11 protein-coding genes are annotated in these 15,173 nt (G+C 64.5%); all 11 read left to right on the top strand.

The window, feature by feature from the left end:
- Positions 1 to 382: 382 nt before the first annotated feature.
- The 11 genes from algD to THL1_RS06265 all read left to right on the top strand — a co-directional run bounded on the left by algD (position 383) and on the right by THL1_RS06265 (position 15,069).
- Positions 383 to 1,693 carry a GDP-mannose 6-dehydrogenase gene (gene algD, locus THL1_RS06315; RefSeq protein ID WP_069082459.1) on the top strand — a complete coding sequence of 437 codons (1,311 nt, stop codon included), beginning with the start codon at positions 383 to 385 and terminating at the stop codon, positions 1,691 to 1,693.
- Positions 1,694 to 1,750: 57 nt separating this feature from the next.
- Positions 1,751 to 3,232, top strand: a complete 1,482-nt coding sequence (gene alg8 / locus THL1_RS06310) for a mannuronan synthase (protein WP_069082458.1) — start codon at positions 1,751 to 1,753, stop codon at positions 3,230 to 3,232.
- A 29-nt stretch (positions 3,233 to 3,261) separates the two neighbouring features.
- Positions 3,262 to 4,422, top strand: coding sequence for an alginate biosynthesis protein Alg44 (locus THL1_RS06305; RefSeq protein ID WP_069082457.1), 1,161 nt, complete (start codon positions 3,262 to 3,264; stop codon positions 4,420 to 4,422).
- Positions 4,423 to 4,435: 13 nt separating this feature from the next.
- Positions 4,436 to 5,797: an alginate biosynthesis TPR repeat lipoprotein AlgK gene (algK, locus tag THL1_RS06300; RefSeq protein WP_069082456.1), complete on the top strand. Its 1,362-nt coding sequence runs from the start codon at positions 4,436 to 4,438 to the stop codon at positions 5,795 to 5,797.
- 74 nt (positions 5,798 to 5,871) lie between these two features.
- The gene (locus THL1_RS06295; protein WP_069086430.1) at positions 5,872 to 7,317 is read left to right on the top strand and encodes an alginate export family protein; all 1,446 of its coding nucleotides are present in this window, start codon (positions 5,872 to 5,874) and stop codon (positions 7,315 to 7,317) included.
- A gap of 41 nt (positions 7,318 to 7,358) precedes the next feature.
- On the top strand, positions 7,359 to 8,906 hold the full coding sequence (gene algG / locus THL1_RS06290; protein WP_069086429.1) for a mannuronan 5-epimerase AlgG: 1,548 nt from the start codon (positions 7,359 to 7,361) through the stop codon (positions 8,904 to 8,906).
- Between the two features lie 11 nt (positions 8,907 to 8,917).
- Entirely contained in the window at positions 8,918 to 10,333 is a 1,416-nt protein-coding gene (locus THL1_RS06285) for an alginate O-acetyltransferase (RefSeq protein WP_069082455.1), read from the top strand.
- Positions 10,334 to 10,347: 14 nt separating this feature from the next.
- On the top strand, positions 10,348 to 11,445 hold the full coding sequence (locus THL1_RS06280) for a mannuronate-specific alginate lyase (RefSeq protein ID WP_069082454.1): 1,098 nt from the start codon (positions 10,348 to 10,350) through the stop codon (positions 11,443 to 11,445).
- 256 nt (positions 11,446 to 11,701) lie between these two features.
- A complete protein-coding gene (locus THL1_RS06275; RefSeq protein ID WP_069082453.1) occupies positions 11,702 to 13,195 on the top strand; it encodes an MBOAT family O-acyltransferase in 1,494 nt (497 codons plus the stop codon).
- Positions 13,196 to 13,207: 12 nt separating this feature from the next.
- Complete coding sequence (locus THL1_RS06270) at positions 13,208 to 14,356, top strand: alginate O-acetyltransferase (RefSeq protein ID WP_069082452.1); 1,149 nt, start codon at positions 13,208 to 13,210, stop codon at positions 14,354 to 14,356.
- Positions 14,357 to 14,424: 68 nt separating this feature from the next.
- Positions 14,425 to 15,069: an alginate O-acetyltransferase AlgF gene (locus THL1_RS06265; RefSeq protein WP_069086428.1), complete on the top strand. Its 645-nt coding sequence runs from the start codon at positions 14,425 to 14,427 to the stop codon at positions 15,067 to 15,069.
- The last annotated feature ends 104 nt before the right edge of the window (positions 15,070 to 15,173 follow it).

The raw sequence follows: 15,173 nt of genomic DNA, 5'->3' as shown, positions 1-15,173 counted from the left end.
ATCCGAAAAGCCAGACACTCATACCCCCGTGACTTAATTCTTCACACCACCTTTCGGTGTGATCTCAAACTGCCTTATTAACTATCGGCGCCAGGCCGAGGGGTAGTTTTTATCTGGCGAAAGCCAAATAAGTTTATTAAGGAGAAGCGCAACAAACTCGACCTACTGGACAAAACCAACGAGCCAGAGCCATTGCGGCGATCAGCTCAGGACTCTACCCGGGCAAGCGTTGCGACATGCCCAGTTCAGGCGCCCTAACTTTGGCGTCCGGTATTACTCATGCCTGTGCACTGCCAAGTTGCAACTGCGGCATAACGGTGCAAATGGAAGTGGCACTAACGTCACATATTAAACAGCGTGCTGAATGGACGAGGTAAATACGATGCAAATCAGCATCTTCGGTTTGGGCTATGTTGGCGCAGTGTGCGCCGGCTGCCTCTCTGCTCGTGGTCATGAAGTTGTCGGTATCGACGTTTCTCAGACCAAGATCGACCTGATCAACAATGGCAAATCGCCCATTGTCGAACCGGGTCTGGAAGAACTTCTACAGCAAGGCGTGAAGTCTGGCCGACTGCGTGGCACCACCGATGTCGCCGGTGCCGTTCGCAACACCCAGGTGTCCTTCATCTGCGTCGGCACCCCGAGCAAGAAGAACGGCGACCTGTCGCTGGACTACATCGAAGGCGTCTGCCGCGAGATCGGTTTTGCCCTGCGCGACAAGGCCGAGCGCCACACCGTCGTCGTGCGCAGCACCGTGCTGCCGGGCACCGTGAAGAACGTGGTGATCCCGATCATCGAAGACTGCTCCGGCAAGAAGGCCGGCGTGGACTTCGGCGTGGCGGTGAACCCCGAGTTCCTGCGCGAGAGCACCGCGATCAAGGACTACGACTACCCGCCCATGACCGTCATCGGCGAGCTGGACAAGGCCGCCGGCGACGTACTGGAAACCCTTTACCGCGAACTCGACGCACCGATCATCCGCAAGGACATCGAAGTGGCCGAGATGATCAAGTACACCTGTAACGTCTGGCACGCGGCCAAGGTCACCTTCGCCAACGAGATCGGCAACATCGCCAAGGCCGTTGGCGTCGATGGCCGTGAAGTGATGGATGTGGTCTGCCAGGACAACAAGCTCAACCTGTCCAAGTACTACATGCGTCCGGGCTTCGCCTTCGGCGGCTCCTGCCTGCCCAAGGACGTGCGTGCACTGAACTACCGCGCTACCTCCCTGGACGTGGATTCGCCCCTGATCGGCTCGCTGATGCGCAGCAACGCCGGCCAGGTGCAGAAGGCCTTCGACATCATCGCCGGCCACGACAAACGCAAGATCGCCCTGCTCGGCCTGTCCTTCAAGGCTGGAACCGACGACCTGCGCGAAAGCCCGCTGGTGGAGCTGGCCGAAATGCTGATCGGCAAGGGCTTCGACCTCAGCATCTACGACCGCAATGTCGAGTACGCCCGCGTCCACGGCGCCAACAAGGACTACATCGAGTCGAAGATCCCCCACGTGTCCTCGCTGCTGGACAGCAACTTCGACGCGGTGGTCAACAAGGCCGACATCATCGTCCTGGGCAACCGTGACGAACTGTTCGCTCCACTGGCGCAACAGGCGCCAGCCGGCAAGCAGGTGATCGACCTGGTGGGCTTCATGCCCAAGGGCACCCAAGGCAACGCCGAGGGGATCTGCTGGTAAGCGCCCTGCCCCCTTCCGTCGGGAAGGGGGCACGCCCAACGAGCCCAGGACGACTCTATGGACAAGATCAAGCATGGCCTGCTCGAAGCCTCGGGCTGGCTGTTCTACCTCATCGCACTGATGCTGCTGGCACTGGCACTGCCGAAGTCCGTATTCGACCCCGATTCGAGGCACTTCCTGCTGCTGATCGGGGCTGTGGGCATTTGGCGCTATTCCATGGGTGCCCTGCACTTCGTGCGCGGCACGCTGTTCCTCTACATCGTCTACCCCTGGTACAAGCGGCGCCTGGCCAGGCTCGGCGACGCGGCGGACCCGTCCCACGTATTCCTGATGGTGACGAGCTTCCGCATCGAAGCGCTGACCACCGCCATGGTCTACCGCTCGGTGATCCAGGAAGCGATCGACTGCGGCTACCCGACCACCGTCGTCTGCTCCATCGTCGAGCTGTCCGATGAGCTGCTGGTGAAAAACCTCTGGGCGAAGCTCGCACCACCGTCGCGGGTCAAGCTGGACTTCGTGCGCATTCCCGGTACCGGCAAGCGCGACGGCCTGGCCTACGGCTTCCGTGCCATTTCCCGGCACCTGCCGGCGCCTGACGCGGTGGTGGCGGTGATCGACGGCGACACGGTGCTGGCCGAAGGCGTGGTGAGGAAGACCGTGCCCTGGTTCAAACTGTTCCCCAATGTCGGCGGCCTCACCACCAACGAGTTCTGCGAGGTACGCGGCAGCTACATCATGAGCGAGTGGCACAAGCTGCGCTTCGCCCAGCGCCACCTCAACATGTGCTCGATGGCCCTCAGCAAGCGCGTGCTGACCATGACCGGTCGCATGTCGGTGTTTCGTGCCCAGGTGGTAACCGACCCGGACTTCATCGCCGATGTGGAAAGCGATCACCTGGACCACTGGCGCCTGGGTCGTTTCCAGTTCCTCACCGGTGACGACAAGTCCAGCTGGTACAGCCTGATGCGCCTGGGCTACGACACCTTCTACGTGCCGGATGCCGCCATCAACACGGTCGAGCACCCACCGGAGAAGAGCTTCATCAAGGCCAGCCGCAAGCTGATGTTCCGCTGGTACGGCAACAACCTGCGGCAGAACTCCCGCGCCCTGGCGCTGGGGCCCCGCCGCCTCGGCTGGTTCACCACCGTGGTGCTGTCAGACCAGCGCGCCTCGATGTGGACCTGCCTGCTGGGCCTGGCCGTGGCGATCATCGCCAGCCTGAAGTACAGCATCGCCTACCTGCTGGTGTACCTGCTGTGGATCGGCCTCACCCGGCTGGTCCTGACGTTGCTCCTGAGCATCAGCGGCCACCGGATCGGGCCGGCCTATCCCTTGATCCTCTATTACAACCAGATCGTCGGGGCGCTGGTGAAGATCTACGTCTTCTTCCGCCTCGACCAGCAGTCCTGGACCCGCCAGAACACCAAGCTCAACCGTGACCTCGCCAGCTTCTCGCGCTGGTTCAACACCTGGTCCTCACGCGCCATGACCTTTTCCGCAACCAGCGTATTCATCGCCACGCTGCTGGCGATCGTGTGAGCACAAGGAACCTGACAGGAATCGAAGCCATGAATACAGCCGTCAATCTCAATGTGGTGCATGAGTCCGAAGCCCAGCGCCAGCACGCGCGGGTGAAAATCCCCGGCAAGATCCGCTACATCGCCCGTGGCGAGCGCTTCGAGGCATCGCTGCTGGACGTCTCCGCCGGTGGCTTCGCCTTCACCGCCGGGCGCTCCAGCGCCAACGTTGGCGACCATCACAAGGGCCGCCTGATGTTCCAGATCGACGGCCTCAGCCTGGGCCTGGACATCGAGTTCCAGGTGCGTGCGGTGGATGCTCGCCACGAACGCGTCGGCTGCGTTTTCCACAGCTTGCAGCCACGAGACATCGCCACCCTGCGCTACCTGATCAGCGCCCACCTCTCGGGCGAACTGGTCAGCGCGGGCGACCTGCTCAATACCCTGCAACGTGAGAACTTCACCAAGCCGCGCAAGGGCGGCGCCGGTGGCGGCATGGGCCCCCTGGCCCGCCTGAAGGCCGTGACCTTCAGTACCGGCATCTTCGGCGTCGGCGTCGGCGCCTTCGCCTACATTCTCAATTCCCTCTACGGCCTCTACTTCGTCACCCACGCCGACTCGGCCATGGTGGCGGTGCCGTCCATGCAGGTCACCATGCCCCGAGAAGGCACCGTGCAGAGCCTGGTGGGACCGGATGCGAGCGTGGAGAAAGGCGCCCCCATCGCCTCCTTCAGCGCCACCATGCTGGAGATGCTCAAGGGCCACCTGACCGACGACCAGCTCACGCCGAAAAACGTCGAGGAACTGTTCGGCAAGCAGATGAAGGGCACCCTCACCAGCCCCTGCAACTGCAAGATCGCCCGTCAGCTCGTCGCCGACGGCCAGTTCGCCAGCAAGGGCGACGTGATCTTCGAGTTGGTGCCCCAGGACAGCCTCGCCACCGTGCAGGCGCGCTTCCCCTTCCGCAACATTGCCCAGGCCAAGCCGGGGGCACGCGTCACCTTCCAGGTGGCCGGCGAAGACCAGGCGCGCCACGGCAAGATCCTCAGCAGCAACCTGCATGACGGCAGCATGTCCGCCGACATCCGCGCCACCATCCAGCCCGACGAGCCGCTGCCCAGCAACCTCGCCGGCCAGCCGGTGGACGTCAGCATCGATCGCGGCCCGTCCCTCGACTGGCTGATCGACCGTGCCCTGGCGGCAGGCTTCTGAGGAGGGCACAGCCATGGCCCATCACGCCACTCCCGTCCTGCTGCTGGCCGCGGCAATCGCCCTGGCCGGCTGCGCCGGACTGCCCGACGAACGCCTCGCCCGCGAAGCGTTGAAACGCGGTGACAACAGCACCGCCGAGCAGAACTTCCGTCAACTGGCCGAGCTCGGCTATGCCGATGCCGCGGTCGGCCTGGCCGACTTGCAGGTGGCCAGCGGCGACCCCGAGCAGTTGCAGAAGGCCGAGCAGACCTATCGCCAGGCCATGGACCAGTCGCCCCGCGCCAAGGCCCGCCTCGGCAAGCTGCTGGCGCGCAAGACCGAGCTGAGCCAGGCAGAGCGCCGCGAAACCGCGCAACTGCTGGAGGAATCCTTCGAAGCCGGTGAAGAAAGCAGCCTGCTGCCGCTGGTGATGCTCTACCTGCAATACCCGCAGGACTTCCCGTCGGTGAACGTGCCGGCGCGCATCGCCCAGTGGCGCGTCGAGGGCCACACACAGGCGGAGCTGGCGCAGATTCTCTTCTATCGCACCCAGGGCACCTACGATCAGCACCTGGCCGAGATCGAGCGCATCTGTACCGCCAACCTGTCGCTTGCCGACGTCTGCTACGTCGAACTGGCCACCGTCTACCAGAAGCAAGGCAAGGCCGATGCCCAGCAGAAGTTGCTGGATGGCCTGATGGCCGGCCACCGTGCCGGTCGTATCCCCGCCCAGCGCGTGGAATCGGTGGCCCAGGTCCTGGCTGACGCCGACATTGGCAAGCCGGACGACGACAAGGCCAAGGAACTGCTGGAAGCGCTGGTGCCCGCTTACCCGGCCGCCTGGGTGAGCCTGGCCAAGCTGATCTACGAATACCCGGGCCAGGGCGACACCGAGCAGATGCTGGGCTACCTGGAGAAAGGCCGCGCCGCCTCGCAGCCCCGCGCCGAGCTGCTGCTGGGCCGCCTCTACTACGAAGGCAAGCTGGTACCCCTGGACCCGAAGAAGGCCGAGGAGCACCTGCTCAAGGCCGCCCCCACCGAACCCACCGCCAACTACCTGCTGGGCCAGATCTACCTGCGCGGCTACCTGGGCGATATCGCCCCGGACAAAGCGCTGGACCACCTGCTCAGTGCCGCCCGCAACGGCCAGATCAACGCCGACTTCGCCCTTGGCCAGATGTACGCCCAGGGCAAGGGCATTCAGCCGAACCTGGTCAACGCCTACGTCTTCAGCCAACTGGCCCTGCCCAAGAACACCCCGCAGGCCCTGGAACTGGCGCAACGCGTGGAACAGCAACTGCCGCCGGCCGAACGCGCCCGCGCCGCGCAACTGCTGCGCGAAGAGCGCGACACACGCGGCGCTCCCGCGCCGGCTACCCAGATGAGCAGCCTATGAACATCCGTGCGCAGCTCCCCCGCAGGTTGGCGCAGAGCGAAGCGAAGCCCAACAAGGCGAACGAAGGAAGCAAGATGAACAAGAATCCCTGGATCACGGCAGGCCTGGGCCTGTCCCTGCTGGCGACGGGCGTCGCCCATGCCGCCGAGCCCGACGGCAAGAACTTCGGCCTGGACGTGAAGATCACCGCCCAATCCGAAGACGACCGCGACCTCGGTACCCGCGACGGCGGCGACGTCAATGGTATCGGCCTCGACCTGCGTCCCTGGGTATACGGCGAGCGTGGCGACTGGAGCGCCTTCGCCATGGGCCAGGCGGTCACCGCCACCGATATCGTCGAAACCGACACCCTGGAATCCGGTGACATCGAAGCCGACGCCGGCCAGCGCAACAACGGTCGCGAACCGGACAAGAGCTACCTGGCCATGCGCGAGTTCTGGGTCGACTACGGCGGCCTGACCGCCTACCCGGGCGAGCACCTGCGCTTCGGCCGCCAGCGCGTCCGCAGCGAGGAAGGCACCTGGTGGGACACCAACATCGAGGCCCTGCGCTGGAGCTTCGACACCACCCTGCTGCGCGCCCACGCCGGCGTCGCCGAGCGCTTCAGCGACTACCGCACCGATATCGATGAACTGGCCCCGGAAGACGAGGACCGCCAGCATTTCTTCGGCGACATTTCCACCCAGTGGCGACCCGGCCACTGGGTCGGCGCCAAGCTGCATCACAGCCGCGACAACGGCGACCTGCCCAACGTGGGCGAGGAAGTGGATGAACTCGACAAGCGCACCACTGGCGACCTGACCTGGCTGGGCCTGGAAGCCGACGGCGGCTTCTTCGACCGCCGCTCCACCCTGCCGCTGAACTACTGGGCCCAGGCCACCTGGCTGACCGGCGACGTAGACGAACTGCAGCAGTCGACCGTGGGCAACCAGACCCTCGCCAACGGCAGTCGCAACGTCGATGTCGACGCCTGGGCGATGGACCTCGGCCTGCGCTGGAACCTCAACGACCAGTGGAAACTCGGCGGCGCCTACGCCCGTGGCAGCGGCGGCGGCGATAACGACAGCTCCGAGCAGTTCCGCCAGACCGGCCTGGAAAGCAACCGCTCCAACTTCACCGGCACCGAGGCGCGCATGCACCGCTTCGGCGAAGCCTTCCGGGGCGAGCTGAGCAACCTCCAGGTGGCCACTGCCTTCACTTCCTGGCAGATGGGCGAGGACTACGACGCCAGCGTCGTTTACCACCGCTTCTGGCGGGTCGACGACAACCAGGACGTGGGCCAGAGCGGGATCATCGCGCCGCTTGAAGACGGCGAGAAAGACATCGGCCAGGAGATGGATCTGGTGGTCACCCGCTACTTCAAGCAGGGCCTGCTGCCGGCCTCCATGGCCGAGCACCTGGACGAGCGCTCGGCCCTGGTGCGCTTCCGTGGCGGCGTGTTCAAGCCGGGCGATGCCTATGGCAGCGGCACCGACTCGCTGATGCACCGCGCCTTCGTCGATTTTATCTGGCGCTTCTGATGCTCATCCGGCGCAAGGGAGGAACAGCCATGAAACGTGGCATGGGAACCACACTGCTGGCGGGTGGCGTCATGCTCGGCGCCCTGCAGTTCGCCGCGCCCTGGGTACAGGGCGCGGAGCAGGTCCAGGTGCTCAAGGAAATCAAGAACTACAAGGTGATCACCGCCGACGCATCCCAGTTGAAGCTGGAGGCCCCCAAGGTGCCGGAACTGTCGGGCTATACCGCCCAGGCAGTGGAGGCGAAGATCGACCGCCAGACCCGCGGCCGCGTGGTAGTCAGGCGCATGCTCCAGCAGGATGCGTTGAAAGACTTCACCGGTGGCAACGAGCGCCTGCGCGAATGGGTCAAGCGCCAACAGGGCATGCCCCAGGCGATCTTCATCGAAGGCGGCTACGTGACTCCGGCGGACCTGGCCAGGGCACTGCCCGACAGCCAGTTCAGCGAGACCGAACCGGGCGCCTACATCGCCCGCCTGCCGCTGGTGGTGGCTCATGGCGCGAGCCTGCAGATCGGCAAGGAGACGAAGGATTTCCGCCTGTCCCAGGAGCGCGGCGCGTTCCTGGTCAACGACGGCAAGCTGTTCATCACCAGCACCCGGCTCACCGCCTGGAGTGAATCGAAAAAATCCCCGGCCTGGTTCAACAAGCCCGAGGAGTTCCGTCCGTTCCTGGTGTCCTGGGGCGGCAGCGAGCTGTACATAGTCGACAGCAAAGTCACCAGCCTCGGCTACGACAACTCCAAGTCCTATGGCGTCTCCATCACCCAGTACACCCCGGGCCAGGCCAAGCGCCTGAAGCGTCCGGCGCCCACCGGCTGGCTGCTGGATTCGGAGTTCGTCGACCACTGGTACGGCTTCTACTGCTTCGAGGCCGAGGATGTGGTCATCAAGGGCAACACCTACCGCGACAACATCGTCTACGGCATCGACCCGCACGACCGTTCGCGCCGCCTGCTGATCGCCGACAACACCGTGCACGGGACCCGGAAGAAGCACGGCATCATCATCTCCCGTGAGGTGGACGACAGCTGGATCGTCAACAACCGGAGCTACGACAACAAGCTCTCCGGCATCGTCATCGACCGTAACTCGGTGAACAACCTCGTGGCCTGGAACGAGGTGTATCAGAACCATTCCGACGGCATCACCCTCTACGAGAGCTCGAACAACCTGCTCTGGGGCAACAAGATCCTCAGCAACCAGCGCCACGGCATCCGCGTGCGCAACAGCGTGAACATCCGCCTCTACGAGAACCTCTCCGCGGCCAATGGCCTCACCGGCGTCTACGGCCACATCAAGGACCTCTCCAACACCGACCGCAACATCAAGCTCGACCCCTTCGACACCAAGGTCTCGCTGATCCTGGTGGGCGGCAAGCTCGCCGGCAACGGCTCCTCGCCGCTGTCCATCGACTCGCCGCTGTCGGTCGAGCTCTACAACGTCGAACTCCTCGCGCCGAGCAAGTCCACCGGCATCAGCTTCGCCGGCGTACTCGGCGAAAAGCAGGACGAAATCCTCGACCTGATGGTGCGCCGCAAGCAGGCGGTGCTGATCGACCCCGTCGAAACCCAGGCCGAACTCCAGGATTGAGGTAGCAATTCATGCACAGACTCTCCCGCAAGTGGTTCACCCCCTCCGCCCTGGCCGCCGCCCTGCTGGCCGCTGCCCAAGGCGCGCAGGCCGCGCCCGAATACAGCGTGCAGCGCACCGGCCCGCTCTGCGCCGTCGCCCAGAATCCGGCCAACTACAACACCAAGTACCTGAGCTTCTTCACCACCCTGGTGCAGGGCCAGGGCGACTGGCTGTTCCGGACCCAATACGACCTGCGTACCGACTTCGGCACCACGCCATTTGGCTGGAGCCAGTTGAAGCGCCTGCGCGATGCACTGAAAGCCAAGGGCGTCGAGCTGATGGTGGTCTATCAACCCACCCGAGGCCTGGTGAATCGCGAAAAACTGACCCCGGACGAGAAGGCCCACTTCAACTACGACCTGGCGAAGAAGAACTACCTGGCCGCCGTGGGCCAGTTCCGCAAGGCCGGCATCTGGGTCACCGACCTCTCGCCGCTGTTCGACGAGCAAGGCGTGGGAACCGACTACTACTTCAAGGCCGACCACCACTGGACCCCGGCGGGCGCCGACCGCACCGCCAGGCTGGTGGCCGAAACCCTGAAGCAGATTCCCGGTTTCAGCGACATCCCGAAGCAGGACTACCAGAGCAAGGTGGTTGGCCTGCTGCCCAAGGCCGGCACCCTGCACAAGACAGCGGCCCAGTTCTGCGGCACCGGCTACGCCACCCAGTACGTCGACCGCTTTGAGACCGAGGCGGCGGGCGATGGCGGCGACAGCCTGTTCGGCGACGAATCCAATCCCAAGGTGACCCTGGTGGGCACCAGTAACAGCGGTCCGGCCTACAACTTCGCCGGTTTCCTTCAGCAACACAGCGGTGCCGAAGTGCTCAACATGGCGGTCAGCGGCGGCGGTTTCGAAAGCGCCCTGATGCAGTACATGAGCAGCCCGGAATTCCATCAGAACCCGCCCAAGGTGCTGATCTGGGAATTCGCTACCCATTACGACATGGCCGAAGCGAGCTTCTACCGCCAGGCCGTGCCCATGGTGAACAACGGCTGCGAAGGCCGGCCGGCGGTACTGAAGAACAAGGTCAGGCTCAAGCCCGGCGCCAACGAGGTGCTGGTCAACAGCAATGGCGTCCCCCTGCGTGGCCGCGACTACCAGGTGGACCTGCGCCTCAGCGATCCGTCCATCCATGAGCTCAAGACCACCGTCTGGTACCTCAACGGCCGCCGCGAGAATTTCAAGCTGGAACAGAGCGACCGGATCGACACGGGCGGCCGCTACGCCTTCGAGCTGCGCAACGAGCCCGACTGGGCCGATCTGAACATGCTCGCCCTGGAAATCCACAGCCCCGAACAGATCTCCGCCGACCTCAGCGTCGACGTGAGCCTCTGCGCACGCCCTGGCAAGGGTGGAGACAACCTCACGGCCAAGGCCGAGTGAGGAAGGAGGTATCCATGACTACCAGACCCTGGCTGATCGCCCCTCTGTTCGCGGGCATCCTGCTCGCGGGGCAGAGCCAAGCCGCCGACCTGGTGCCGCCGCGAGGCTACTACGCGCCTGTGGATATCGACGCCAGGTCCGCCAGCACCTGCAAGACGCCACCCGCGCCCTACACCGCCAAGCTGGAGTTCCGCAGCAAGTACGAAGGCTCCGACAAGGCCCGCGCCACGCTGAATCCCCAGGCGGAGAAAGCCTTCCGCGACAAGACCGCCGGCATCACCGAGATGGAGCGCGGCGTCAGCAAGATGGTCATGGAATACATGCGCAAGGGCCAGCGCACCCAGCTCGAATGCACCCTGCAGTGGCTGGGTAATTGGGCGCAGGCCAACGCGCTGCTGAGCACCGAGTACAACCACACCGGCAAGTCGATGCGCAAATGGGCCCTGGGCAGCATGACCTCGGCCTACCTGCGCCTGAAGTTCTCCGAGTCGCAGCCGCTGGCGCCCTACCGCGCGCAGACCCAGGTAATCGAGTCCTGGTTCTCGCGCCTGGCCGACCAGGTGGTGCACGACTGGAGCAACCTGCCACTGAAGAAGATCAACAACCACTCCTACTGGGCCGCCTGGTCGGTGATGGCCACCGCCGTGGCGACCAACCGGAAGGACCTCTTCGACTGGTCAGTGGCGCAGTACCGCGTCGCCGCCGGCCAGGTGGACAAGGACGGTTTCCTGCCCAACGAGCTCAAGCGCAAGCAGCGCGCACTGGCCTACCACAACTACAGCCTGCCACCGCTGGCGATGATCGCGGCGTTCGCCCAGGCCAACGACGTGGACCTGCGCGAAGAGAACGACGCGGCCCTGCGCCGTCTCGGCGAGAAGGTGATCGCCGGCGTGGATGACCAGGACGCCTTCGATGAGAAGACCGGTGACGACCAGGACATGAGCGAGCTGAAGAAGCACGACAAGTTCTCCTGGCTCGAGCCCTGGTGCTCGCTCTACGCCTGCTCGGCCAAAACCCTCGAGTGGAAGGACGAAATGGGCCCCTACAAGAGCTTCCGCCTCGGTGGGGATGTGACCCAGGTGTTCCACCCGAAGAAGGAGGGTGGGAGCTAGCAAAAGCACCCTCTCCCCAACCCTCTCCCGCAAGCGGGAGAGGGGGCTGTCCGTGCCGTCTTCGAATCACGCGCGGACCGCTTTCCTCCCCTCTCCCTTCAGGGAGAGGGGCCGGGGGAGAGGGTTCTCTGACCCTGCAATAGACGGGGCGGAGGCCAAGAATTTCGCCACACCCTGGGGAGGGATTGGCGGGCCAGAAGTCAGGCTGGAAAGCCGGCACTGGCCTTGTTACTAGACGTTCACTGGAGAGACTCGGATGGTCTTTTCTTCCAACGTGTTCCTGTTCCTGTTCCTGCCGATCTTCCTCGGCTTGTACTACCTGGTCGGGACACGCTATCGAAACCTGCTGTTGCTGGTCGCCAGCTACATCTTCTACGCCTGGTGGCGCATCGACTTCCTGGCGCTGTTCGCTGTCGTGACAGTGTTCAACTACTGGATCGGCCTGCGCATCGGCGCGGCCGGCGTGCGCACGAAAACAGCGCAGAAATGGCTGCTTCTCGGCGTGGCGGTGGACCTCTGCGTCCTCGGCTACTTCAAGTACGCCAACTTCGGCGTCGACAGCCTCAACGCCATCATCGCCTCGTTCGGCATGGAGCCCTTCGTGCTCACGCACATCCTGCTGCCGATCGGGATCTCCTTCTACGTCTTCGAATCCATCAGCTACATCATCGACGTCTATCGTGGCGACACCCCGGCCACGCGCAACCTGGTGGACTTCGCGGCCTTCGTGGCGATCTTCCCGCACCTGATCGCCGGCCCGGTGCTGCGCTTCAAGGACCTGGTGGACCAGTTCAACCACCGTACCCACACGGTGGACAAGTTCGCCGAGGGCTGCACGCGCTTCATGCAGGGCTTCATCAAGAAGGTCTTCATCGCCGACAGCATCGCGCCCATCGCCGACCATTGCTTCGCGCTTTCCGACCCCACCACGGGCGACGCCTGGCTTGGCGCGCTGGCCTACACGGCGCAGCTGTACTTCGACTTCTCCGGCTACAGCGACATGGCCATCGGCCTCGGCCTGATGATGGGCTTCCGCTTCATGGAGAACTTCAACCAGCCGTACATCAGCCAGTCCATCACCGAGTTCTGGCGGCGCTGGCACATCAGCCTCTCCACCTGGCTGCGCGACTACCTGTACATCAGCCTGGGCGGCAACCGTGGCACCACCTTCCAGACCTACCGCAACCTGTTCCTCACCATGCTGCTGGGCGGTCTCTGGCACGGTGCCAACTTCACCTACATCCTCTGGGGCGCCTGGCATGGCGCCTGGCTGGCCATCGAGCGCGCGCTGGGCGTGAACGCCGCGCCGCGAGTGATCAACCCTCTTAAATGGGCCTTCACCTTCCTGCTGGTGGTGATCGGCTGGGTGACCTTTCGTGCCGAGAACCTCGACGTCGCCTGGCGCATGTACGCCGCCATGTTCAGCTTCGGCGACTGGCAGCTTTCCGAACTCAACCGCGCGCAACTCACCAGCCTGCAGATCGCCACCCTGCTGCTGGCCTATGGGGTGCTGGCCGTCTGCGGTATCCGCCAGTTCCATGCCCAGCCGCTGGCTGGCGCGCCGAAGGCCAAGGCCCGTGAAGAAGACGATGGCATCGCCATCAATGCCGACGGCAGCGCAGCCCTGCCCCGCGTCCGCGTGCAGATCGGCGCCCTGGCCTTCCACGCCGCCGTGCTCCTGCTGTTCGCCGCCTCGGTGCTGAAGCTATCGGCGCAGAGCTTCTCCCCCTTCCTGTACTTCCAGTTCTGAGTGGAGCCGACCATGAACAGAGCCCTGAACCTGCTTTACATCGTACTTTTCTGCGGTCTGCTGCTGGCCCTCAGCCTGTGGTCCATGCGCGCGGTCTTCGGCTTCTCCGTGGCCAGGGAAACCAGCGTGCTGGACGGCAAGCTTGCCCTGGCCTTCGAGAAGAACTACGACGAGGAATTCCCGGTCAAGCAACTGGGCACCAACCTCTGGGCGCTGGTGGACTACACGCTGTTCGGCGAAGGCCGTCAGGGCGTGGTTATCGGCCAGGACGGCTGGCTCTACTCGGACGAGGAGTTCGACCCGGTGGCCGAGGGCTCTCGCCACATGCGTGACAACCTGGCGCTGATCCAGGGCGTGCGCGATGAGCTGGCACGACACAACGTCGAGCTGGTACTGGCCATCATCCCGTCCAAGTCGCGCCTTTACCCCGAGTACCTGGGCGAAGCCACGCCCACCGCCCTGCACCAGGACCTCTACGACCGCTTCCGTGGCGCCGCGCGCAAGGCAGGGATCATCGCCCCCGACCTGCTCGCCACCCTGGAGAGCGCCAAGAACCAGGGCCAGGTTTTCCTGCGTACCGACACCCACTGGACCCCGCTGGGTGCAGAGGCGGTGGCCGGCCGCCTGGGCCAGACGGTGGGCCAGGCCATGACCCTGCGGGGTTCCCCTCAGCAGTTCGTAACCGAAACCCGGGGCGTGGATGCCTACAAGGGCGACCTGACCCGCTTCCTGCCCCTGGACCCGCTGTTCGAGAACCTGATGCCCGCCCCAGACCAGTTGCAGAAGCGCAACACCCGCAGCCAGGACGACGACACCGCGGGGGACGACGCCCTGTTCGCCGAGAGCGAGGTGCCCGTGGTGCTGGTGGGCACCAGCTACAGCGCCAACGACAAGTGGAACTTCGCCGGTGCCCTGCGCCAGGCCCTGCAGCGCGACCTGGTGAACCACGCCGAGGACGGCCATGGGCCGATCCTGCCGATGCTCAAGTACCTCAAGAGTGACGAGTTGAAGGACGCGGCGCCGCAGCTGGTGATCTGGGAGTTCCCGGAACGCTACCTGCCGATGCTGAGCGACCTGTCCGAGTTCGACCCCGAATGGGTCGCCAGCCTGCGCAAGGGCGCTGGTACCGACGAACGCCTGGCTTCCCGCTCGGGCAACTGAATCCCCCTTTCGAGGGGAAAGCCGGGCCGCACGCGGCCCGATCAAGAGAAAAGATGGAGGTACACCTCATGAACCGACAGAACAACCGCGGCTGGACGTCCTATGCCTGCGCCCTGGTGCTCGGCCTCGGCGCCTTGCAGGCCCAGGCCGACGAGGGTGGCCTGTACGGCCCACAGGCGCCCAAGGGTTCCGCCTTCGTCCGCGCCTACAACGCCGGCAGCAACGAGCTCAGCATAAATGTCGGCAACACCGCGCTGACCGACGTACCGCCGCTCGGCTCCAGCGACTTCAAGTTCCTTCCAGCGGGCAACTACAGCGCCCAGGTCGGCAGCAGCAGCCTCTCGGTGAAGCTCGAGGCTGACCGCTACTACACCCTGGTCAACCAGGCCGGCAAGGCCCCGCAACTGGTGGAAGAGCCGCCATTCCGCAACAAGCAGAAAGCCCTGCTGCGCGTGCAAAACCTGTCCGACGCCAAGCTCACTCTGAAGACCGCCGACGGCAAGACCCCGGTCGTCGAGGACGTGGCCCCGAAAGGCCGCGGCGAGCGCGAGATCAACCCGGTGAAAGTGGGCCTGGCGCTGTTCGACGGTGACCGCAAGGTCAGCGACCTCAAGCCCGTTTCCCTGCAGCGCGGCGAAGTGGTCTGCCTCTACATCACCGGCAGTGGCGGCAAGCTCTCCCCGGTCTGGGTCAAGCGCCCGGCGGAGTCCTGACCAGCAACGAAGAAACAACCGGCGTGGGTTGAACCACGCCGGTCATTACCTGCCACGCAGAGGGCGGGAAAGAAAGAAATGTGATCGATGGAAGCAGTGCCTAC

This window comes from Pseudomonas sp. TCU-HL1 (assembly GCF_001708505.1).
Taxonomy (GTDB): domain Bacteria; phylum Pseudomonadota; class Gammaproteobacteria; order Pseudomonadales; family Pseudomonadaceae; genus Metapseudomonas.
The sequence above is the reverse complement of the archived record's forward strand: the minus strand, read 5'-3'. Positions and strand labels throughout refer to the sequence as shown.

Excerpts from the sequence above, each read along its gene's own strand:
- algD (WP_069082459.1), top strand. The coding sequence starts at position 383 with ATGCAAATCAGCATCTTCGGTTTGGGCTATGTTGGCGCAGTGTGCGCC.
- alg8 (WP_069082458.1), top strand. The coding sequence starts at position 1,751 with ATGGACAAGATCAAGCATGGCCTGCTCGAAGCCTCGGGCTGGCTGTTC.
- THL1_RS06305 (WP_069082457.1), top strand. The coding sequence starts at position 3,262 with ATGAATACAGCCGTCAATCTCAATGTGGTGCATGAGTCCGAAGCCCAG.
- algK (WP_069082456.1), top strand. The coding sequence starts at position 4,436 with ATGGCCCATCACGCCACTCCCGTCCTGCTGCTGGCCGCGGCAATCGCC.
- THL1_RS06295 (WP_069086430.1), top strand. The coding sequence starts at position 5,872 with ATGAACAAGAATCCCTGGATCACGGCAGGCCTGGGCCTGTCCCTGCTG.
- algG (WP_069086429.1), top strand. The coding sequence starts at position 7,359 with ATGGGAACCACACTGCTGGCGGGTGGCGTCATGCTCGGCGCCCTGCAG.
- THL1_RS06285 (WP_069082455.1), top strand. The coding sequence starts at position 8,918 with ATGCACAGACTCTCCCGCAAGTGGTTCACCCCCTCCGCCCTGGCCGCC.
- THL1_RS06280 (WP_069082454.1), top strand. The coding sequence starts at position 10,348 with ATGACTACCAGACCCTGGCTGATCGCCCCTCTGTTCGCGGGCATCCTG.
- THL1_RS06275 (WP_069082453.1), top strand. The coding sequence starts at position 11,702 with ATGGTCTTTTCTTCCAACGTGTTCCTGTTCCTGTTCCTGCCGATCTTC.
- THL1_RS06270 (WP_069082452.1), top strand. The coding sequence starts at position 13,208 with ATGAACAGAGCCCTGAACCTGCTTTACATCGTACTTTTCTGCGGTCTG.
- THL1_RS06265 (WP_069086428.1), top strand. The coding sequence starts at position 14,425 with ATGAACCGACAGAACAACCGCGGCTGGACGTCCTATGCCTGCGCCCTG.